Here is a 21,929-nt window from a genome sequence, read left to right as displayed (position 1 = left end):
AACATTATAGACTGACGGCATGACGATGGCCTCTGCTTCCGCCCTGCTTTCGCGCCGCCCCCATGCGCCGCCCCCCGCGCTGACGCTTTGGCGCGACATCGCGCTGCCGCTGGCGCGGGTGCATGAAATCTGCGGACAGGCGCGGCGCACGCTGGCCTTGCAGGTGGCGGCGCAGGCGGGCGGGCCGGTGATCTGGATCAGCCGCCGCCACAGCCCGGATCAGCTGAACCCCTGCGGCATGACGGCCTTTCTGCCGCCGGGCGAGGTGATCTTTGCCGCCACCGACCGCCCCGATGACAGTCTCTGGACCATGGAAGAGGCGCTGCGCAGCGGGGCGGCCCCCGTGGTGGTGGCCGATCTGGCCGAACCGCCTGCCATGACGCCGGTGCGCCGGTTGCACCTCGCGGCAGAGGCCGGGGCCGGCATGGGCCTCTGCCGCCCGCTGGGCCTGCTTCTGACGCCGGGCGCCGGGGGTGCCCCCGGGGTCGAAACCCGGCTGCGCTGTGATCCGGTCCATGCGCCGGGGCAAACCGCATGGCGGATCGAACGCCTGCGCGCCCGGATGATGCCGCCCAAGGTCTGGCGGCTGGAGGACGGGCGCCTGCACCCCTGGTCCGATGATGCCTCCCGGCGTGACCCAAATGGCACAAAGGCACAAACGACAGAAATTTGTCGCGAAGCCACCTGACGCGAGTCGTCAAAAGGCGCAGAAACGCCCCATGCGACTGGTCATCTCTTTTGCCTCATTGTTTCTTTCCGTCATCCTGCTCCAGCTTTCGTCGGGCAGCGTCGGCCCGCTGGACGCCCTGTCCGGGCTGGCGCTGAACTTTACCACGGCGCAGATCGGCTTTCTTGGTTCGGCACATTTTGCAGGGTTTTTCGTGGGGTGCTGGTGGGCGCCCCGCCTGATGGGGGCTGTCGGCCATTCGCGCGCCTTCGCCGCCTTCACCGCGCTGGGCACCATCGGCATCCTTGGCCACGTGCTGATCGACGACCCCTATGCATGGGCCGCGCTACGGATCGGACAGGGGCTTTGCGTCGCCGGTTGTTATACCGTGATCGAGGCATGGCTGCATGCCAAGGTGACCAATGCCAACCGGGGCCGCGCCACCGGGGCCTATCGCCTTGCGGACATCACCGCCTCGCTGGGCGCACAGCTGATGATCTCGGTCCTGCCGCCCGCGCATTACGTCAGCTACACGCTGCTGGCGCTGCTCTGCACCGCGGCCCTGCTGCCGCTGACCCTGTCGCGGCTCAGCCCGCCCGCAACCCCTGATGCGCCCCGGTTGGAACCCCGGCTGGCATGGCAACGCTCGCCGCTGGCCGTGGCCGGGGTGATCGTGGCGGCGCTGTCGGGGTCGTCCTTCCGCATGGTCGGGCCGCTCTATGGCACGGGGGTTGGTCTGGAAACCACCCAGATCGCCTTTTTCCTTGCCTCCTTCGTGGCCGGGGGCGCGCTGGCGCAATACCCGGCAGGCTGGCTGGCGGACCGCTATGACCGGCGCTGGGTGCTGATCTGGCTGTCCATCGCCGCCATCGGAAGCTGCATCCTGACCGCCACCGTTTCGGGCCTGTCGACCACGGGGATCATGTTGATGGCCGCGCTGTTCGGCCTGACCACCTTCCCGATCTTCTCGATCGCGGCGGCCCACGCGCATGACTTTGCCGTTTCCGAGGAACGGATCGCCCTTTCGGCGGCGCTGATGTTCTGGTTCGCGGTCGGAGCCATCGCCGCACCATGGCTCGCCTCGCTGCTGATCGAATGGTACGGACCGCCCGCGCTCTTCATGATGGTTGCGGTGGGCCATGCCTTTCTGGTGGTCTTTGGCCTGCTGCGGATGCGCACCGGCCGCGCCAAGGCCACCAGCACGCGCTACATCTACACACCGCGGTCGTCCTTCCTTGTCGGGCGCCTGCTGTCGGGCAGCCGTGACCGCGACGACCGGTGAGACAGAGCGCGCGGGTTCCCTTCGCCCGCGCTCTCGGCTACATCCTCGCGCAAACCGCAAGGAATGAAACGCCATGGCCCGCCATCTGATCACCTCCGCCATTCCCTATATCAACGGCATCAAGCACCTGGGCAACCTCGTGGGCAGCCAGCTGCCCGCCGATCTTTATGCCCGCTACCTGCGCGCCCGCGGACACGAGGTTCTGTTCCTCTGTGCCACGGACGAACACGGCACCCCGGCCGAACTGGCCGCCGCCAAGGCAGGCAAGCCCGTCGCCGAATATTGCGCCGAGATGTGGGAAGTGCAGGCGAAACTGGCCGATGGATTCCGTCTGTCCTTCGACCATTTCGGCCGTTCGTCCTCGGAGCAGAACCGCAAGCTGACGCAGCATTTCGCCAAGGTGCTGGACGACAACGGGCTGATCGCCGAGGTCAGCGAGACGCAGATGTATTCCCACGCGGACGGACGCTATCTGCCCGACCGCTATATCGAGGGCACCTGCCCCAACTGCGGCTTCGAATCGGCCCGCGGCGACCAGTGCGACAACTGCACCAAGCAGCTTGACCCGGTGGACCTGATCAACCCGCATTCGACAATTTCCGGCTCGACCGATCTGGAAATGCGCGAGACCAAACACCTGTACCTGCGCCAGTCCGTCATGAAGGACGAGATCGAGGAGTGGATCGACACCCGCGTCGGCTGGCCCGTTCTGACCACCTCGATTGCCAAGAAATGGCTGAACGATGGCGATGGTCTTCAGGATCGCGGCATCACCCGCGATCTCGACTGGGGTGTGCCCGTGCAAAAGGGCGACGCGCCGTGGCCCGGCATGGAAGGCAAGGTGTTCTACGTCTGGTTCGACGCCCCCATCGAATACATCGCCTGTAGTCAGGAATGGGTCGATGCGGGCAAGGGTGACGACTGGGCGCGTTGGTGGCGCACCGACAAGGGGGCCGAGGACGTGCGCTATACCCAGTTCATGGGCAAGGACAACGTCCCCTTCCACACGCTGTCCTTCCCGGTGACGATCCTTGGCTCCAAGGAGCCGTGGAAGCTGGTCGATTACATCAAGTCCTTCAACTACCTGAACTATGACGGCGGCCAGTTCAGCACCTCGCGCGGGCGCGGTGTCTTCATGGATCAGGCGCTGGACATCCTGCCCGCCGACTACTGGCGCTGGTGGCTGTTGTCGAACGTGCCGGAAAGCTCGGACAGCGAATTCACCTGGGCAAGCTTCCAGTCGGGCGTCAACAAGGACCTCGCCGACGTGCTGGGCAACTTTGCCAGCCGCGTGACCAAATTCTGCCGCTCGAAGTTCTCCGAGGCGGTCCCCGAAGGCGGGACGCAGGGCGAGGCCGAGGCCAAGCTGATCGCGGACCTGACCGCCAAGATCCGCGAATACGAAACCCACATGGAAGCGATCGAGATCCGCAAGGCCGCCGCCGCCCTGCGTGCCGCATGGGTTCTGGGCAATGAATACCTGCAAGAGGTCGCCCCGTGGACGACCTTCAAGACAGACCCGGAACAGGCCGCGATGCAGATCCGGCTGGCGCTGAACATGATCCGCCTCTACGCGGTGATCTCGGGCCCCTTCATCCCCGACGCCAGCGCCGAACTGCTGGAGGCCATGCATGCCGAAGGCGCGGACTGGCCCGATGACGTGGCCGCCGCACTGGCCACCCTGCCCGCAGGCCATGCCTTTACCGTCCCGGATGTGACCTTCCGCAAGATCACCGATGCGGAACGCGAGGAATGGGCCGAACGCTTTGCAGGCAAGCGGGACTGACCCGATACCGGTGCGCCAGCTTCTTGGCGCACCGACCCGGCCAACATCAAACCGGTGATTTGTGGCACCCCGGCCAAGGCGCGTTGACAGCCTTCGGTCCGCTTGCTAACCCGCGCGCCTCACCGAGCAGGGGCAGCACATGGCACGCAAGCGCAAGGGTCGCGACATTTCCGGTTGGTTGATCGTCGACAAACCGGCGGGGATGACTTCGACCTCGGTCGTCAACAAGGTTCGCTGGGCGCTGGACGCCAAGAAAGCCGGCCATGCCGGCACGCTGGACCCGGAGGCAACCGGCGTTCTGGCCGTGGCCCTTGGCGAGGCGACCAAGACCGTGCCCTATATCACCGATGCGCTGAAGGCGTACCAATTCACGGTTCGTTTCGGGCAGGCCACCAATACCGATGACGCCGAAGGCGAGGTGATCGCTACCTCCGACCTGCGTCCTACCGATGATGAGATCAAGGAAGCCCTGCACGGTTTCGTCGGAGAGATCATGCAGGTGCCGCCACAGTTCTCGGCGGTCAAGATCGACGGCGAACGTGCCTACAAACGCGCCCGCGACGGCGAGGAAATGGAGATCGCCGCCCGCCCCCTGTGGGTCGAGGAACTGGTGCTGACAGACCGTCCCGATGCCGATCACGCCGTGTTGGAAATGACCTGCGGCAAGGGTGGATACGTGCGTTCGATCGCGCGGGATCTGGGCCGCGCTCTGGGCTGTCACGGCCACGTCCTGCGCCTGCGCCGCATCTGGTCCGGCCCGTTCGACGCGGAACAGGGGCTGAGCATCGACACCATCGACGCGCTTGCCAAGTCGCCAGAGCTGGACACGCATCTTCTGCCGCTGGAAATCGGCCTGACCGACCTGCCTGAACTGAAATGCACTGCCGAAGGCGCGACGCGCCTGCGCAACGGCAACCCCGGCATGGTGATCCCGGGCAAGGTCGAATACGGAGACGAAGCCTGGGCCAGCTTTGACGGCAAGCCGGTGGCAGTTGGCCGTTTCAAATCCGGCGAACTGCACCCGTCGAGGGTCTTCAACCTGCCCGACTGAGGCGCGCCCAAAGGGACGGTGGGTGGGGCGATACGGGTCCGTAGGACCCGAGAGCGTCACCCGCCGTCAGCGCAGCATCGCCAGCCATTTGTTCAGCGCGGCCAGCGACTCTGGTTCATCGAGGAACGGGATGTGCCCGCGCCCCGCAACCTCGACCCCGATCATGTCCGGGCGGCGTTTCTGCATCTCGGCAAAACACTCCGCCGTCAGCAGGTCCGAATTTTCGCCCCGCAAGGCACACAGCGGCAGCCCTGCCAGCGCATCGAACAGCGGCCACAGATCCGGCGCGGGCTGCGCCCCGCCGCCCAGCACCGCATCCCGCAGCCGCGCGTCATAGGTCAGCTCCAGCCCCTCGGGCGTTTCCCGGAACAGGCGCTCGGCTTCTTCCTTCCAACGGCTTTCGGGCACGCCGACAAAACCCGTCAGCAACTCGGCCCGGCGTGCAGCGACCTCCTCCAAGGTCTTCATCGGCGGCACACGGCCCAGATAGCCCTCGATATACTTCAACCCCGGCTCGGCGATTTCCGGGCCAATGTCGTTCAGCGCTACGCCCAGCAGCCGATCCTTGGCCGTCGCGGCCAGCACCATGGCAATCAGCCCGCCGCGCGACGTGCCCAGCACCGCCGCCTTTTCCAACCCAAGATGATCCAGCAGCTCCAGCGCATCGCGCCCCTCGACCGGGATCTGGTAGGTCTCATGCGGGGCCCAGTCGGACTGTCCCCGCCCGCGATAATCCAGCCGTATCAGCCTGACGCCCGTCAGATGCGGGGCGACGAAATCGAAATCCCGCCCGTCGCGCGTCAGCCCGGCAAGGCACAACAGCGGCAGGCCCTCGCCCTCATCGCGGTAGAACAGGGACACGCCATCAGAGGTTTCGAAACGCGGCATCACACAAGCTCCGGGATGGTGGTCAGGTCGGTCAGTACATGCGCCGGCGCCGCCATCAGGCGATCCACCGGCAGGCTCATGCGGTTCACCCATGCCGTCTGAAAACCATAGGCCGCGGCCCCGGCGGCATCCCAGCCGTTGGACGAGACGAACAGCACCTCATCCGGCGCGGTGCCGAACTCCTCGCCCACAAGGTCATAGACCACGCGCGCAGGCTTGAAGATGCCCACCTGCTCCACCGACAACAAGGCTTGCAGGAACTCGCCAATGCCGGCGCTGTCCACCGCGCCCTCCAGCATGTCGCGGTTGCCGTTCGACAGGATCGCCGCGCCGATGCCGCGCGCCTTCAGTTGCGCCAGCATGAACGGCACCTCGCGATAGGCGGGCAATTCCCAGTAGAGCGCCAACAGACGTTCGCGCAGTTCCGGATCGTCCAGCCCCGCGCGCTCCATGGCCCAGTCCAGCCCGTCCTTGGTGACCTCCCAGAAGGGGACGTAATCGCCGGTGATCGCGCGCAGCCAGCTATATTCCAGCTGCTTTGCCCGCCAATCTGCCGCCAGTTGCGGCCAGACCTCGGCCAGCGCCCCGCGCCCCGGTTCCTCTGCCGCGACGCGCGCCGCCCCTGCCACGTCGAACAGCGTGCCATAGGCATCGAAAACGCAAAGCTTGATCGCCATGAACCCCTCCTCCCCGGTTTCGCGGCCACCCTGACACGGGTGCGGACGGTCGGAAACCCCGTTCCGGGCGCAATGGCCGCAGGGGGCCGATTTGCAAACCGGGTCCGGGATGCGTATCTTGCGCCAAATCCGAGCACCCGGGACGCCCCCGGCCTCAGCCAATCACCCCCCGACATACAGAGGTTTCCCATGACGCAGGTCAAATCCGGCGACACCGTGCGCATTCATTACACCGGCACCCTTTCCGACGGCACCACCTTCGATTCCAGCCAGGGCCGCGACCCGCTGCAATTCGAAGTTGGCTCGGGCCAGATCATTCCCGGCCTCGACAAGGCGATCCCCGGCATGACGGTCGGCGACAAGAAAACGGTTCAGGTTCCCGCGGACGAAGCCTATGGCCAATCCAACCCCGAAGCGCGTCAGGACGTGCCGCGTTCTGAAATCCCGGCAGAAATCCCGCTCGACCTCGGCACACAGTTGCAGGTTCAGGCCCCCGGCGGTCAGGTCATGCCCGTGACCGTGGTCGCCGTCACCGAAGAAGTCGTGACGCTGGACGCCAACCACCCGCTGGCCGGCAAAGACCTGACCTTTGACATCGAGCTGGTCGAGATCGCCTGACCGGTCAGGAAAAGATTGCGCCGGGGGCTGCGCTCCCGGCATGCTGGGCCTGTCGCATCCCTTGCACAGGCCCTTTTTCATGTCCCGTTTCCTGACCCCGATCCTTGCCTTTCTCACCGTTTTCGCCATCACCGGCCCGGCCTCCGCTGGACAATGGACCCAGTTGCAGCCCGCCGACTACGGCGATTGCAGCCTGCGGTTCGAAGGCCCGATCGAAAAGGGCGACTTGATGCGCGCCGTCGAACAGGACCTTCTGGCCGGGTTCAACGCGCGGATCTGCCTGAACAGCCCCGGCGGCTCGCTGGGCGAGGTGCTGTCTTTCCTCCGGGCGGCCAATGGCGAACAGGGCGGATTCTTTTTCGGCACTCGCGTGCGGACGGGCGATGAATGCCTTTCGTCCTGTGCGATCCTGTTCATGTTCGGACAGGCCTTCGGCGCCAACAGCCCCTACCCCAGTCGCCAGATGGAACCGGGTGCCCGGCTCGGCTTTCATTCACCGTTCATTCGTGACGGTGCAGCGCCGGCAGCCTCGGATTCCGAGGTGTTCAACATCGCGCTTCAGGTGGCCAAGCTCTTGGCCGACAGCTCTTACAAGGCGCTGACCGCCTCAGGCCCGGCCCTACCGCCGGAATTGCTGGCCATTGTGCTTGGTACGCCGTCGGCCGAGATGCGTTATGTCGACACCATCGCCGAACTGAAGTTGATGGACATCGAGCTATCAGACGACCTTGAAAGCAAGGTGGTCTTTCCCGACCGCCCCGAAACCTTCGAACGTCTGTATCGCCAGATCTGCATCAGCTCGCACACGCTGACCTACCGACAGCATTTCGTCGGCGAAGGCTATGAGTTTGCCGATCTTCTGGCCCGCGCCACGGCCCCGGAGTTCTATGGACCGGACTACAAGATCCACGTCACCGAACGCGACCCGGCCGAGGGGTACAGCCCGGAACGCCGTCGCGCCGTCCTGACAGGCCCAAGCTACAGCGTGCCCGGCTGGTTCAGCGTCGGCGCGCAACAGTATTGCCGGGTGGAACTGACGCTGGAACCGGCCCCCGGCGGCGTCCGCGTGACCTCTTATGGCGTCGATTTCGGCCAAGAGATCAACACGGAACTGACCCGGGTGCCGGATTGGGAAGGGGCCGTTCACGTAACCCCCGGCGGGCTGCTGCCGCTGGACACCCGCTACGGCCATTGAGGCCGCGCGGGCAGAAGGTCCCTTTTTCCCGCCGCCCCCACGCGCTACACCAAGCGCAAAAGGGAGGCTCAGCCCATGCAGATGGCTCAATTCGGCGATCTTCGCCTGCACTACAGCGTCACCGGACCCAAAGACGGCACGCCCGTGGTCTTTGCCAATTCGCTGGGCACCGATTACCGCCTCTGGGATGAAATCCTGCCGCTGCTGCCTGACGGGCTGCGGATCCTGCGCTATGACAAGCGCGGACACGGCCTGTCCGACACACCAAAAGGACCGTACAGCATGGGGGCGCTGGTCACGGACATCGAACGGTTGATGGACCACACAGGGTTCAAGAACGCGGTTTTTGTCGGCCTGTCCATCGGCGGGATGATCGCACAGGGGCTTGCGGCCAAGCGGCTGGACCTTGTGCGCGCGATGGTCCTGTCGAACACCGCCGCCAAAATCGGCACACGTGACATGTGGGGCGACCGCATCCGCGCGGTCCAAGACGGCGGGCTGGACGCCATCGTCGATCCGACGATGGACCGCTGGTTTTCGAAACCTTTTCACGATGACGCGTCCTTTCCGGCATGGCGCAACCTGTTCCTGCGCACTCCGGACGAGGGGTGGACCGGGTGCGCCGCCGCCATCGCGGGCACCGATTTCATCAGTTCGACCAGCGGGCTGCGCCTGCCGACACTGGCCATCGCAGGGTCCGAAGACGGATCGACCCCGCCGGATCTGGTATTTGAAACCGCCGACCTGATCCCCGGTGTCCAGAAACACCTGATCCGCGGCGCCGGCCACCTGCCCTGCGTCGAGAAGCCCGGGGAATATGCCGAGGTGCTGACCGGCTTCCTCAAGGCGCAGGGCGCGGTCTGACCCCATGGCGCGGTTCCTGCTGATCCATGGCGCCTCGCATGGGGCATGGTGCTGGCGCGACGTGGTGCCCGCGTTAGAAGCGCTGGGCCATAAGGCGACAGCCATCGACCTGCCCTCGCACGGGGCGGATCCGACCCCGGTCAATGACGTGACGCTGGATCTATACGCTCAGGCGATTTGCCGTCACCTGACTGTTCCCGCCGTGCTTGTCGGTCATTCGATGGGCGGCTACGCGATCACCCGCGCCGCGGAAATGGCCCCGGACAATATCCAGCGCCTTGTCTATCTTTGCGCGCACACGCCATGGCCGGGCAAAACAATGGCCGAGATGCGCTTTCTCGGGGCGACCCAGCCGCTGGCCCCGGCCCTGCGCGCCGCGGCCGACGGGTTGTCGCACAGTTTCGACCTCGGCATGGCGCCGGACCTGTTCTATCAGGACTGCCCGCAAGAGGCGGTGGACTACGCCCTGCCCCGGCTGTGCCCGCAGGCGCTGGCCCCCGCGAAAACCGTGGTCGAGCTGACGGCAAATTCGCAGGACAAGCCCCGCAGCTATATCCTTTGCCGCAAGGACGGGGCGATTCCGCCCGACCTGCAAGAGAAATTGACCACCCGGTTTGCGCCCGAAGACGTGCACGAACTGGACAGTGGCCATTCGCCCTTCTTCTCGATGCCCGACCGGCTGGCCGATCTGCTGCACCGGATCGCGACCCAGACGCCCTGACAGGAGCCACCATGTCCGCCACGCCTTTTGACAGCACGCATCTGCATCGCCTCTTTCAGACAGGCGAAACCGCCCGCCTGTTTTCCGACAGCGCCGAAATCCGCGCCATGATGCTGGTCGAGGCCGCGCTGGCACAGGCACAGGCGGCACAGGGTGTCATCCCCGAGGTTTCGGCCGCCGCGATCCAACGCGCCAGCCTGGAATGCCAGATCGACCCGGCCGAACTGGCCGAGGCGACGGGGCAGAACGGCGTCGTCACACCTGCCTTCGTCGCCGCCTTCCGCAAGGCGATGAGCGCGCCGGAACACGCCCAATACCTGCATTGGGGCGCGACCTCGCAAGATATACAGGACACCGCTTTGATGCTGCGCCTTCGGCAGGCTCTGGCCCAGCAAGAGGAACGGTTGCGTGCAACGCTTTCGGCGCTGGCGCGTCTTGCAAGGGACCATGCGGAAACGCCAATGGCCGCGCGCACTTATGGCCAGCATGCCACGCCCACCAGCTTTGGCGCGCAGGTCGCCGCCTGGGGATGGCCACTGGTCGAGGCGCTGGAGGCGCTGCCGGCCCTGCGTGCCAAGGCCCTGCGAGTGTCGTTGTCCGGGGCGGCCGGGACGGCCTCGGCGCTTGGCCCCGACCCCGCCGCGTTGCGGACCATGATGGCAGAGAAACTGGGCCTGACCGATCCCGGCCACAGCTGGCACAGCGACCGGGGGCCAATCCTTGATATTGCCGGTTGGTTCACTCGTGTGACTCTGGCTGCTGGCAAATTGGGTGAGGATCTGGTCCTTGCCACCCAAAGCGGCATCGGTGAGGTGCGCCTTGGGGGGGCCGGTTCCTCTTCGACCATGCCGCAGAAACAGAACCCCGTGGCACCCTCGGCGCTGGTGGCGCTGGCCCGCCATGCGCAGGGCCTGAACGCCACGCTGCAAGGCACCACCCTGCACCGTCAGCAACGGGATGGCGCGGCGTGGTTCACCGAATGGCTCTGTCTGCCGCAACTGGTCTTGTCCTCCGCCGCCGCGATGGCCCACGCGCAGGCGCTGGCGGAAACGCTGACGCCCGACGCCGATGCCATGGCCGCAACGCTGAACGCCACGGGCGGGCTGTTGATGGCCGAGGCGCTGTCCTTCGCGCTGGCCAAGACCATGCCCCGCCCCGAGGCTCAGGCCCTGACAAAAACACTGTGCATACAGGCGCGCGACAACGGTCAACCGCTGGAACAGGTGGCACGTGCAGCCCACCCGGACCTGCCCGCAAGCCTCTTTGACCCCCGTCACCAGATGGGCACCGCCCCGGCGGAGGCCCGCGCCTTTGCCGACGCGGTGGCCACGCTATCCGCCTGACGTAACTTACCGTTGCGTCACGCCCCGCATCCGACGGGGCCAATGTCGCTTTTAAGACAGCACGCCGCGCCCGGCCCCGCGCACCCTGCCCGCAAAGCCAAAGGGAACCTCCCATGACATCCATTCGCGCCGCGGTCTGCACCGCCTTCGATGCGCCGCTTCAGATCGAGGACCTCAACCTGCGCGCCCCCGGGCCGGGAGAGATCGAGGTCACGCTGGAAGCCGTCGCCATCTGCCATTCCGATATCTCCTACGCCGAAGGGGCCTGGGGCGGGACATTGCCCGCCGTCTATGGGCACGAGGCCGCCGGGCGCATCACCGCGCTTGGCGACGGCGTCAGCGGGCTGAACAAGGGCGACCGCGTCGTCGTCACGTTGATCCGCGCCTGCGGCACCTGCCCGAACTGCGCCACCGGCAAGCCGACGATCTGCGTGGGTGACCGGGAAACCGCCCCGGTGCTGACGCGCGCCGATGGCACACCGGTGGAACAGGCCATGCACTGCGGGGCTTTCGCGGAAAAGGTCGTGGTCGATCAAAGTCAGGCCGTCGCCCTGCCCGACGACATGCCCCCCGAGGCCGTCTGCCTGCTGGCTTGTGGTGTCATCACCGGCATCGGTGCCGTGATCAACGCGGGCCGCATGCGCCCGGGCGAAGACGTGGTGGTGATCGGCGCGGGGGGTGTCGGGCTGAACGCCATCCAGGGCGCGCGCATCGGCGGTGCCCGTCGTATCGTCGCCGTCGACATGAGCGAGGAAAAGCTGGAAACCGCCCGCGCCTTTGGGGCCACCCATGGCGTGCTTGCCAGTGATAAAGCCCCGTGGAAAACTGCCATGGATGCGCTGGGGCGTGGCGCCGATGTGGTCGCCGTCACCGTCGGGGCCATTCCCGCCTATGACACCGCCATGCGCTATATGGGCTGGGGCGGCCGCATGGTCATGATCGGCATGCCCCATACCGGGGCCATGGCCCAATACGAACCCGTCGTTCCCGCCTTCATGGGGCAGCACATGATCGGTTCCAAGATGGGCGATGTAGTGATCCAGCGCGACATCCCGTGGATGGCCGACCTGTATCGGCAAGGCCGACTGAAACTGGATGAACTGGTCTCGGGCCGCTGGCGGCTGGACCAGATCAACGAGGCGATTGCCGACACCAAGACCGGCGGCGCGCGCCGCAACGTGATCCTCTTCGACACCTGACGCCCCAAAGACCGGTCGCCCCGCCCGCAGCGGGGCGCACCCAGACAGCAAAAGGGACGCCCGATGAAACTCCGCGACCTCGACATCATCGTCACCGCACCGCCCGCGCCGGGCTGGGGCGGGCGTTATTGGATCCTCGTCAAGCTGACCACCGATGACGGCATCACCGGATGGGGCGAATGTTACGCCTCTTCCGTCGGGCCGGATGCCATGCGCGCGGTGATCGGCGATGTCTTTGCCCGTTACTTCGAGGGTGAAAACCCTGAGAACATCGAACGCATCTATCGCCGGACTTATTCCTCGGGCTTTACCCAGCGGCCCGACCTGACGGTCATGGGCGCGTTTTCCGGGTTGGAAATCGCCTGCTGGGACATTCTTGGCAAGGCGCGGAACCGCCCTGTCTGGGCCCTGCTGGGCGGCATGATGAACGAACGCGTGCGCGCCTATACCTATCTCTACCCGCTGCCCCGGCACGAGATGGATGCCTTCTGGACCTCGCCTCAGCTTGCGGCCGAGGCGGCGCTGGATTGCGTCGACCGGGGCTATACGGCGGTGAAATTCGACCCCGCAGGCCCCTATACCATGCGCGGCGGGCATCAGCCGGGGATGCGCGACATTTCAATGTCGGTGGCCTTCTGCAAGGCCATCCGCGAGGCCGTGGGCGACCGTGCCGACCTGCTGTTCGGCACCCATGGCCAGTTCAACACCTCAGGCGCCATCCGGCTGGGTCAGGCTCTGGAACCCTATCTGCCGCTCTGGTTCGAGGAACCGATCCCGCCGGACAACCTGCTGGAATTCGCCGAGGTGGCACGCGCCGTGCGCATCCCCATCGCCACCGGCGAACGGCTGACCACCCGCGCCGAGTTCGCCGCCTTGCTGCGCACAGGCGGCGCCAAGATCCTGCAACCGGCGCTTGGCCGTGCGGGCGGCATCTGGGAAATGCGCAAGCTGGCCGCCATGGCCGAAAGCTTCAACGCCGAGATGGCGCCGCATCTTTATGCCGGGCCGATCGAATGGGCCGCAAATATCCAGTTGGCCGTGTCGATCCCCAACCTGCTGCTGGCGGAAACTATCGAAACACCGTTCCACGATGCTCTGATCAAGGGCAGCATTCGGGTGGAAAACGGCTTTGTCCCCGCGCCTGCGGCCCCCGGTCTGGGCATCGAGGTGGACGAGGAACTGGCCCGAGCGCATCCCTACACCGGTGACGGATTGCACCTGCAAATGCAGGACGCGCCCTGCGACTATGCGCTTGGAAATGCCTTCCAGGGGGGAGCTCCGCCGGTCACCGAATCATGATCTCGCAATTCCCATGCGGGCGGGCTATATTAAAAGAAAAAGACAAGTCGCGAGTCCCATGGAAGACCTGAGCAAGACCATCGCTCCGCCTGAGGAGATGGAAACCAATGCCAAACATGCAGCCGCCTTTCTCAAGACGCTGGCGCATGAAGGGCGGCTGATGATCCTTTGCCACCTTGGCAATGGAGAGAAGTCCGTTGGCGAATTGGAAGATCTCCTGGGCATCCGTCAGGCCGCCGTCAGCCAGATGCTGGCGCGCCTGCGAGAAGAGGGGCTGGTCAGTACCCGGCGCGACGGCAAGACGATCTATTACAGCCTTGCCAATGACAATACGAGCCGGGTGATCGGCTTGCTTTACGACATTTTCTGCGCCCAGCCCGATGGCGAGTGCTAAGCCGGATTTCACCGGGCCAGAGCTGTGTCGCCTGACCGCCTGCGAGGTGGTCGATCTGTTGCACCGTGGCGACGTTCGCCCGACCGATCTGGTGCAGGCCAGCCTTGACCGCGTCGCCCAGACGACACCCGCGATCAATGCCATGGTCACAACCTGCCCGGACCGGGCACACGACGCCGCGCAAGAGGCCGATGCCATCAGCCTTCTGGGTGGATTGCCCATTGGTATCAAGGATCTGACACCGGTTGCCGGGGTACGGACCACCTTTGGCACTCCGGGGTTGGCAGATCACATCCCGACTGCCTCGGACCCGATGGTGACGCGGCTGGAAACGCGCGGTGCGGTTGTCATCGGCAAGACCAACACCCCGGAAATGGGGGCCGGCGCCAACACCTTCAATGCGGTCTTTGGTGCCACCCGTAACCCATGGGACACCACGATGAACGCCGGCGGTTCATCGGGCGGGGCGGCAGCGGGGCTTGCATCGGGAGAGGTCTGGCTGTCACAGGGGTCTGACCTTGGCGGCAGTCTGCGCACACCGGCCAGTTTCTGCGGCGTCGTGGGCCTGCGGCCCTCGCCGGGTCTTGTGGCCAGCCCAGGCGGCGACGGGTTCAACGCCTTTCCGGTCGAGGGGCCGATGGCCCGTACGGTCGAGGATTGCGCCCTGTTGCTGGATGCCATGACCGGACTGGACCCGGTATCGCCCATCTCCTTCCCCCCGGTCGAAGGCGGCTATCTTGCCGCCTGTCGTCACGATGCCGGACAGATCCGGATCGGCTTTGCCCCCGATCTGGGCGGGCTGGCCCCGGTCGAGCCCGAAATGGCGCAGATCCTTTCCGCCGCGCTGACCCGGCTGGAGGCTTCGGATATCACCGTGGACGAAGATGCGCCGCAGGTGCCCGGCATCAACCGGACCTTCCGCGTCTTTCGCGCGCTTGGCATGTGGACCAGCTATCGAGCTACGCCGGAACGGATCACATCGCGGTACAAACCGACGCTCAAGGCCAATATCGAACAGGGTCGGCACCTGACCGTGGACCAGATCGCCGAGGCGAACCTGACACGTGCCCGCCTGTATGAGACCATGCGGCGCTACCTTGAACGCTATGACGTGCTGGCCTGCCCGGTCACGGGGATCGGTCCGCTTCCGGTCGAGATTGAATACCCGACAGAGGTGGCCGGGCAGCCTTGCGAGGATTATCTCGACTGGCTGCGTTTCGCTTTTCTGGCAACGCTTTGCGGCCTGCCTGCCCTGTCCCTGCCCATCGGGCGCGATGCTCGGGGCCTACCGGTGGGCTTGCAACTGATCGGTCGCCCAAGAGGTGAAGCCCGGTTGCTGCAAGTGGCCCGCCGGCTAGAGCAGGCGACCGGGTTCAAGGCCGGACCCATCGACCCGAACGTCACCCATACCGGATAAAAAAGGCGGCCTTTCAGCGAAAGACCGCCTTTGCCCGCTACTCTGCGGCCTTTGCCTCGGCCCATTCCCAAGGCCGGACAAAATCGCCCAGAACCTTGCCCACGTCCGCCTCGGAGGCGCCGTTGGCTTCGACCTGCGCCACCAGCCCGCGACTTTTGTGGTCGACAACCCCGACAACGCGCGCCGCGCAATGCGCCTTTTCCAGCGCCGCATTATAGACGCGCGTGATCGCGTGTTTGCGCAGGTCCGGCTTGAACACCTTGCCCACGGCGGTCTTGGGCAGTTCCGGCAGGATCGTCATGTGCTTGGGATGCGCCGCGCGTTCGTGCACGTGAACCTTGGCATGTTCCAGCAGTTCTTCCTCGGTCGCTTCGGCCCCCGCGACCAGTTCGACAAAGGCGCAGGGCAACTCTCCCGCATGGGCATCGGGCTGACCGATCGCGCCGGCAAAGGCCACCGCAGGATGCGCCAGCAGCGCCTCTTCGATCTCGGCCGGGTCAATGTTGTGCCCGCCGCGAATGATCAGGTCCTTGGCCCGCCCGGTGATCCACAGGTAGCCGTCCGCATCAAGCCGCCCAAGGTCACCAGTGCGCAGATGCGTGCCAAAGTGGAACAATTCGGCGTTTTTCGCCGCTTCGGTATAGGTCTTGCCCACGTAGACGCCGGGGTTCGAGACACAGATCTCGCCGATCTCGTCCACCGCGCATTCCACGGGCGCACCGTCCACAACCTTGACGATCTTGACGTCCGTATAGGGGAAAGGCACCCCGACCGACCCGACCTTCTTTTCTCCGTCCACCGGGTTTACCGCCACAAGGCAGGTCGCCTCGGTCAGGCCGTACCCTTCACAGATGGTGACGCCGCAGGCGCTTTCGAACCGCTTGAACAATTCCATCGGCATCGGGGCAGAGCCGGAAAAGGCGATCTGGATCGAAGAAATATCCGCATTCACCTTGCGTTGCATCAGCGCGGAAACCGCCGTTGGCACCGTGATGACAAAGGTGATCTTCCAACGTTCGCACAGCTTCCAGAAATTGTCGAAAACGCCTTCGCCGCGATAGCCTGCGGGCGTGGGGAACACCACATGCGCACCGGAACAGACCATGGACATCATGATGACGTGGCAGGCAAAGACATGGAACAGCGGCAGCGGACACATGACATTGTCCGTTTCCTTGAACAGCAAGCGGGTGCCTAGCCAACCATTGTACAGCATCCCTTCGTAGGTGTGCTGCGCGACCTTGGGCATCCCGGTCGTCCCGCCGGTATGAAAGAAGGCCGCAACACGGTTGCCAGCGCTGTCGGCAAAACTCAGCGTCTTGGGCTGTTTTGCCAGTTCCTTGGTAAAGCTCTTGATGTTTGCATGGTGGTTGCCCGGGTTCTTGGGCCGCACCAAGGGAACGATCCAGCTTTTGGGCGGGGTCAGATAGCGGTTAAGGTCGATTTCCAGCACGGTATGCACATGGGGTGCATTGCGGACCGCCTCGGCCATCTTCTGTGCGATGTCGGTCTTGGGGAAAGCCTTGAGCGTCACCACCACCTTGGCGTCTGTCTCACGCAGGATGGCGGCGATCTGCTCCGGTTCCAGCAGCGGATTGATCGGGTTCACGATCCCTGCAACCGCACCGCCAAAGATGGCGGGGACGATTTCGCTACAGTTGGGCAGGACCAGCGCGACAACATCGGTTTCGCCGATGCCAAGGCTGCGAAACAGGTTTGCCGCCTGAGCGGTCTGATCCCTCAATTCGCCCCAGGTCAGGGTTTCGGCCTTGTCCTGCGGACCGGACTGCAATTGATAGCTGACCGCTGGCCGGGTCGGAAACTTGTCCGCCGTGCGCGACAACTGCCCCCAAAGCGTCGCCGGAATATCGCGCTCTGCCCAAGGCATCTCTGCCTCGATTGCGTTGCGGTCTTCGACCCCTGCATAGGACATGGCCGCCTCTCCTCCCCTTGTTTTCATTGCCGCGCAGTCTGTTTGGCTTTCGCCCTTCGTGCAAGACTATGAGACGCAGCGGCAATGGGCCAGTGACGCCGCGTTCCTTGCGCGATCAAGTGATTTGGAAGGAAATCGCCCCCGACCCGGAGCGAAGCTTCCTTTCCGGATGCCGCGCAATATGGCATGAGACAGACATGGACCACCCGTTGATCGACCTCATCAATACGCGCATCGAAGCTGCCGAACGCGACGGAGCCTTCGACAACCTTGAAGGCGCGGGGCGCCCTTTGCCCGCCTGCGACGATCCTGCCGGATCCGTGATGACCCGCATGCTCAAGGACAACGGCGCCGTCCCCGAGGTGGTGGCCCTGACGCGCGACCTTGCCCGCCTGCGCGACACCCTGCGCGACACCGCGGACCGCAGCGAACGGGTGGGCCTGATCCGCGAGATCGCCTTGCTGGAAACCCGGCTGGAGATCGCGAAAAAGCGCGGCTGACGGTGCATCCGGGCCGGGATACGGCTGCAAAGCAGATCAAGTCTTGTTCCCCGGCGGTCTTTTGGGCAAACCCTGATGCGGCATCAGGGAGGCACAGATGGTATCGGTCAAGGAACAGTACGAAAGCTATCCCTATCCCGAACGGCGCCCCGAAGATGAAAAGAAGCGCCTGATTTCCGGCTCGCCTTCGCATCCGCTTGAAATCGACCACTACCTTTTCGGCGGCCAGCGTGACTGGTCCAAGCCGCTGAAGGTGCTGGTGGCCGGGGGCGGCACCGGGGACGCGTTGATCCAGATCGCCCAGATGATGACCAGTGCCGGCGCGCCCTACGAGATCACCTATGTCGACCTGTCGACCGCCTCGCGCGAGGTTGCCGAGGCGCGCGCCAAGGTGCGCGGCCTGACCGGCATCACCTTTGTCACCGGCAGCCTGCTGGATGCCGCCAAGCTGGGCCAGTTCGACTATATCGATTGCTGCGGCGTCCTGCACCACCTGCCTGACCCGGATGCGGGTTTTGCCGCGCTGCGTGCGGCTGTCGCGCCCGGCGGCGGCATGGGGTTCATGGTCTATGCCCCCTATGGCCGCGCGGGCATCTACCAGTTGCAAGAGGCCTTTGGCACGTTGTTCGACGGCATGGCCCCGCAGGCGCGTCTGGCCAAGGCCAAGAAGATCGTGGGCGGGCTGCACAAGGGGCACCCCTTTGCCGCCAACGGAAATGTCACCGACCACAAGCAAAGCGACGCAGGCTTTTACGACCTGCTGTTGCATGGACAGGACACGCCCTTTGACATTCCGCGCCTGCTGACAACGCTGGAAAACACCGGCTGGAAGCTGCAATCGCTGCTGCCACCCGGTCTGTATGACCTCGCGCGCATCACCGATCGCCCCAAGGGCATGGATGACGCCACCGCGATGGCGCTCGCCGAAAAACTGCGCGGCACGATGAAGAAGCACCTCGGGTATCTCGTCCCCTCGGACGAAGACCGGCCCATCGCGCGTGGCTCGCGTCAGTCGCTGGTGCCGCGGTCGCCGACGCCGGACATGCGCCGCCCCGCACAGGCCGTGGCGCAGGGCCGCCCCCTGCCGATCACGCTCAAAGAGGCGGATGTTCAGATCAAGCTGCCACGGGAATGCGCGCCGCTGCTGGCCGCCATCGACAACCGTCGGACCATCGCCCAGATCCAGCAGGTGACAAAACTGGACCCGCTGCGCTTTGGCGACCTTTGGGGGCGGGTGGAACGCGAGCTGACTGCCTGGGGTTTGCTGCACTACTCCAGCTTCGGGCTCTGATCCGATGTGCGGGCGTTTCGCGGTCACCTTGCCGACAGACGCCATGGCCCGGTTGTTCGATGCGGTGCCGTCGAACGACCTTCCGGATGTGCCAAATTTCAACGTCTGCCCGACAAATGACATCCACGTGGTGATGGAAGATGCGGGCCGGCGGCTGGTGTCCATGCGCTGGGGGTTCCTGCCGCATTGGTACAAGGCACCCAACGCCGGTCCGTTGCTGATCAATGCCCGGGCCGAAACCATCGCCGAAAAACCCGCCTTCAAGGCCGCCTGCCGCGAGCGCCGCTGCCTGATCCCCTGCACCGGTTTCTACGAATGGACCAAGGATGCCGAGGGCAACCGGCTGCCGTGGTACATCCATCCGGCCGCCGGGGAACCGCTGGTCTTTGCCGGGGTCTGGCAGGATTGGGAACGCGATGGGCTGGCCTATCGCACCTGCGCGGTCGTGACCTGCGGCGCCAATGAGTCGATGTCGCAAATTCATCACCGGATGCCCGTGGTCCTTGCACCCGGGGACTGGGCCAAATGGTTGGGCGAAGAGGGCCACGGTGCGGCGACCCTGATGCAGCCCGCGCCAGAGGATGCCTTGGCGTTCTACCGGGTCGATCCTGCGGTGAATTCCAACCGCGCAAGCGGGCCGGAGTTGATCGAGCCGATCTAACCCAAGCCCGAGGCGGCCAGCAGCGGCATGACCGCCAAGGCCCATCCCAACCCCATGTCGTCGGGGGTGCCGGAGAGATCCTCCTCTGGCTCTTGCGTTTCCGCGAAAGCATCAAAGAGATCAGGCGCGGCATGATCCGGCTCGGACCCCGGTGCGAACCCCAAAAGGCGCAAGAGCTCTTGTGCCGCGTCTTCGGGGGCCGCTGCGGTCGACCGCTGATCTGCATCATTGGCCGGCCCGTGCAGAAGACGCTCGAATTCGACAAGGCGGTCAAGTGGATTTGACACCACGGGAGCGACAGGCGCGGCGGGTTGCGCAAACCCCTCTCCCCAGATCTGGAAAACGGGCTCCGGATCGGGATCTGGCCCGGATGGCGTAGTGTCCCCCGGTGCCAACACCGGCAGTTCGATGTTCGGCGGCTCGGCAGGCGGGTCCTGCGGCATGTCCTCTGGCGTGGGGGCAAAGGCAGGCTGCGCTGCGGGCAAATCCACCTCTGGCAGGGTATCGGACAGATCGGCCTGTTCGGCGGCCTCGGGAGATGTGCTGTCAAACACCGGCGCGAAACTTTCTGTCGGGGTGACGTCGATCAGGCGGACCTGCATGATCTCGCCCTCACTCAGAACAACGTCCAGCTCACCATCGGTCCAGACCTCGGCTGCCTCGACCCGTTCCAGAACCGCGTCCGAGCCGGAATCCCCCGGCGCCTGTCCCGGACCAACGCCCAGAACGACGATTTCGACCGCGCCGACATCCGCGACCAGCGGGGCAAGGTCGACCACGCTTTGCACCACGCCGCCGCCCTGCGGCGCGGTAACGTAGAGCAGCATATCCTCTCCGTCGGCGAATCCGTGAACCTCGATCCCGGCAGCCACAAACTCGGTTTCCCGCGGATCGGCAGGCGCGAAATCCAGCATGGTCATGCCGGGTATATTCGCCGACATCAGGGCAAACATCTCTCCCGGCGGGGTGCTGCCGGACCAATCCATGCCTAGCCCCAGCGCCGAAGGCGTGTTCTGGATCAGCGGCCAGACCTGCGCCGCATCCACCCCCTCAGCCATGAAGGCCTCGACCTGTTCCAGCATCTCTTGCGCCTGAAACAGGCCATAGTCCTGATCGCCGATCAGGCTGTCGGAATTGGATCGCAGGTTCCATTCCGACACATGGATTTCCAGATCCGGGTTTTCCTCGATCCAGGTGTCCTGAATCTGGTTCAGCGCGAAATAGCGGGTGTGCGGCATGTCGGCACCGCGCGAATAGACATGGGCGATTACACCGTCCACGGCGGCCATTTCCGCCGCATCGAACTGTTCCATGACCAGCAGGTTGTTGAACTCGGTCCAGTCAATGCCGCGCCCCGGCGGCAGGTCCAGACCGTAGGTCGCGTTCAGGTCGGCTATGATCTCGGCATTGCTGAGACCATCATAGGCTTCGTCCAGAGAGGACTCGCCGAAGTTGGTGCCCATCTGCACCAGAATGTCGACCTCGGCAGCCTCGGGGTAGAGGGGCAGCAAGGCCTGTAGCTCGCTGTCGATGATGCGGGTCATCTCGGCCGCGACGCGGCCATATTCCACCGCGTTCATCCGCCCCGATCCCCAGTATTCATTGCCGATCTCGAAACCGGCAAGGGGTGCATCGCCATATTCCCCGCTGACCACGTCGCGGACGAACGCGCGCAGTTCGCCCTCGTCGACATCGGCGTAGCGGTCGCCATTGTCGTCGAACCGGGTGGTCGAAATCTGGTCCCGGGTCGGCAGGACAATGGTGACGGCACGGCCCGTTTCGGCGGCATAGCCCATGATGTCCGAAATCGGCATGAAATCCGATTGCGCCCCGGTTTCATTGTGAACGACGACCGAGGCATCCGGGTTGGACAGGTCAAAATAGCTTTCGGTCAACGATCCGCCGGGATAGCGCAGGCTGGTGACGCCCAGCGTTTCGACCGCCTCGGCATAGCTGCCGGGGCCGGTCATCGTGGTCCGGGGCGCAAGGATATTGCCGCCAAACAGCCAAGCGGTCGCGGCCTCGCCAAAACTGGCGAGTGGCACGGGAAGGATGGGCATGATCGCCTCTGCCTATGGAAAATCGCAGAGGCAGATTGACGCCAATTCGGAAACGAAGTGTCTACGCGGGCCGGAGAATGATG

General features: G+C 64.9%; 20 protein-coding genes. 16 read left to right on the top strand and 4 right to left on the bottom strand.

Annotated features, from left to right (window positions below):
* Positions 1-19 precede the first annotated feature (19 nt).
* From KJP30_RS16315 to truB, 4 genes are all read left to right on the top strand, one after another.
* Positions 20-688: an ImuA family protein gene (locus tag KJP30_RS16315; RefSeq protein WP_224874588.1), complete on the top strand. Its 669-nt coding sequence runs from the start codon at positions 20-22 to the stop codon at positions 686-688.
* A 31-nt stretch (positions 689-719) separates the two neighbouring features.
* Positions 720-1,949 carry an MFS transporter gene (locus tag KJP30_RS16310; RefSeq protein WP_218450404.1) on the top strand — a complete coding sequence of 410 codons (1,230 nt, stop codon included), beginning with the start codon at positions 720-722 and terminating at the stop codon, positions 1,947-1,949.
* A 73-nt stretch (positions 1,950-2,022) separates the two neighbouring features.
* Entirely contained in the window at positions 2,023-3,735 is a 1,713-nt protein-coding gene (metG, locus tag KJP30_RS16305) for a methionine--tRNA ligase (RefSeq protein ID WP_218450403.1), read from the top strand.
* A gap of 139 nt (positions 3,736-3,874) precedes the next feature.
* Positions 3,875-4,786: a tRNA pseudouridine(55) synthase TruB gene (gene truB / locus KJP30_RS16300; protein WP_218450402.1), complete on the top strand. Its 912-nt coding sequence runs from the start codon at positions 3,875-3,877 to the stop codon at positions 4,784-4,786.
* Between the two features lie 66 nt (positions 4,787-4,852).
* On the opposite strand, the gene KJP30_RS16295 is transcribed toward truB, so the two are convergent.
* Complete coding sequence (locus KJP30_RS16295) at positions 4,853-5,674, bottom strand: alpha/beta fold hydrolase (protein WP_218450401.1); 822 nt, start codon at positions 5,672-5,674, stop codon at positions 4,853-4,855.
* The gene (locus KJP30_RS16290; protein WP_218450400.1) at positions 5,674-6,351 is read right to left on the bottom strand and encodes a haloacid dehalogenase type II; all 678 of its coding nucleotides are present in this window, start codon (positions 6,349-6,351) and stop codon (positions 5,674-5,676) included. Before KJP30_RS16290 ends, KJP30_RS16295 begins: the two co-directional genes overlap by 1 nt.
* Positions 6,352-6,540: 189 nt before the next feature.
* Here KJP30_RS16290 and KJP30_RS16285 point away from each other — a divergent pair, with 189 nt between their 5' ends.
* The 9 genes from KJP30_RS16285 (at position 6,541) to KJP30_RS16245 (ending at position 15,401) form a co-directional block, all read left to right on the top strand.
* Complete coding sequence (locus KJP30_RS16285; RefSeq protein WP_218450399.1) at positions 6,541-6,969, top strand: FKBP-type peptidyl-prolyl cis-trans isomerase; 429 nt, start codon at positions 6,541-6,543, stop codon at positions 6,967-6,969.
* 79 nt (positions 6,970-7,048) lie between these two features.
* Entirely contained in the window at positions 7,049-8,164 is a 1,116-nt protein-coding gene (locus KJP30_RS16280) for a hypothetical protein (RefSeq protein WP_218450398.1), read from the top strand.
* A gap of 75 nt (positions 8,165-8,239) precedes the next feature.
* Positions 8,240-9,028 carry a 3-oxoadipate enol-lactonase gene (pcaD, locus tag KJP30_RS16275; RefSeq protein ID WP_218450397.1) on the top strand — a complete coding sequence of 263 codons (789 nt, stop codon included), beginning with the start codon at positions 8,240-8,242 and terminating at the stop codon, positions 9,026-9,028.
* Between the two features lie 4 nt (positions 9,029-9,032).
* The gene (locus tag KJP30_RS16270; RefSeq protein ID WP_218450396.1) at positions 9,033-9,749 is read left to right on the top strand and encodes an alpha/beta fold hydrolase; all 717 of its coding nucleotides are present in this window, start codon (positions 9,033-9,035) and stop codon (positions 9,747-9,749) included.
* Positions 9,750-9,760: 11 nt separating this feature from the next.
* A complete protein-coding gene (locus tag KJP30_RS16265; RefSeq protein ID WP_218450395.1) occupies positions 9,761-11,092 on the top strand; it encodes a lyase family protein in 1,332 nt (443 codons plus the stop codon).
* 113 nt (positions 11,093-11,205) lie between these two features.
* Entirely contained in the window at positions 11,206-12,291 is a 1,086-nt protein-coding gene (locus KJP30_RS16260; protein ID WP_218450394.1) for a Zn-dependent alcohol dehydrogenase, read from the top strand.
* A gap of 63 nt (positions 12,292-12,354) precedes the next feature.
* Entirely contained in the window at positions 12,355-13,590 is a 1,236-nt protein-coding gene (locus KJP30_RS16255; RefSeq protein WP_218450393.1) for a mandelate racemase/muconate lactonizing enzyme family protein, read from the top strand.
* A 58-nt stretch (positions 13,591-13,648) separates the two neighbouring features.
* Complete coding sequence (locus tag KJP30_RS16250) at positions 13,649-13,984, top strand: metalloregulator ArsR/SmtB family transcription factor (RefSeq protein ID WP_425515716.1); 336 nt, start codon at positions 13,649-13,651, stop codon at positions 13,982-13,984.
* The gene (locus KJP30_RS16245) at positions 13,971-15,401 is read left to right on the top strand and encodes an amidase (protein WP_218450392.1); all 1,431 of its coding nucleotides are present in this window, start codon (positions 13,971-13,973) and stop codon (positions 15,399-15,401) included. Before KJP30_RS16250 ends, KJP30_RS16245 begins: the two co-directional genes overlap by 14 nt.
* A gap of 37 nt (positions 15,402-15,438) precedes the next feature.
* Here the strand turns inward: KJP30_RS16245 and KJP30_RS16240 are convergent, their stop codons facing one another.
* Positions 15,439-17,334, bottom strand: a complete 1,896-nt coding sequence (locus KJP30_RS16240; RefSeq protein ID WP_218450391.1) for an acyl-CoA synthetase — start codon at positions 17,332-17,334, stop codon at positions 15,439-15,441.
* Positions 17,335-17,531: 197 nt separating this feature from the next.
* Here KJP30_RS16240 and KJP30_RS16235 point away from each other — a divergent pair, with 197 nt between their 5' ends.
* The 3 genes from KJP30_RS16235 (at position 17,532) to KJP30_RS16225 (ending at position 19,786) form a co-directional block, all read left to right on the top strand.
* Positions 17,532-17,834, top strand: a complete 303-nt coding sequence (locus tag KJP30_RS16235; protein WP_218450390.1) for a DnaJ family domain-containing protein — start codon at positions 17,532-17,534, stop codon at positions 17,832-17,834.
* A gap of 97 nt (positions 17,835-17,931) precedes the next feature.
* Positions 17,932-19,125, top strand: a complete 1,194-nt coding sequence (locus KJP30_RS16230; RefSeq protein ID WP_218450389.1) for a class I SAM-dependent methyltransferase — start codon at positions 17,932-17,934, stop codon at positions 19,123-19,125.
* Positions 19,126-19,129: 4 nt separating this feature from the next.
* Positions 19,130-19,786, top strand: a complete 657-nt coding sequence (locus tag KJP30_RS16225) for an SOS response-associated peptidase (RefSeq protein WP_218450388.1) — start codon at positions 19,130-19,132, stop codon at positions 19,784-19,786.
* Here KJP30_RS16225 and KJP30_RS16220 read toward each other — a convergent pair.
* The gene (locus KJP30_RS16220) at positions 19,783-21,846 is read right to left on the bottom strand and encodes a type I secretion protein (protein ID WP_218450387.1); all 2,064 of its coding nucleotides are present in this window, start codon (positions 21,844-21,846) and stop codon (positions 19,783-19,785) included. The genes KJP30_RS16225 and KJP30_RS16220 overlap by 4 nt on opposite strands.
* Between the last annotated feature and the right edge of the window lie 83 nt (positions 21,847-21,929).

The organism is Antarctobacter sediminis (assembly GCF_019218285.1).
GTDB classification, from domain to species: Bacteria; Pseudomonadota; Alphaproteobacteria; order Rhodobacterales; family Rhodobacteraceae; genus Antarctobacter; species Antarctobacter sediminis.
Note: the sequence above shows the minus strand (reverse complement) of the source record. Positions and strands in the feature narration are given on the sequence as shown.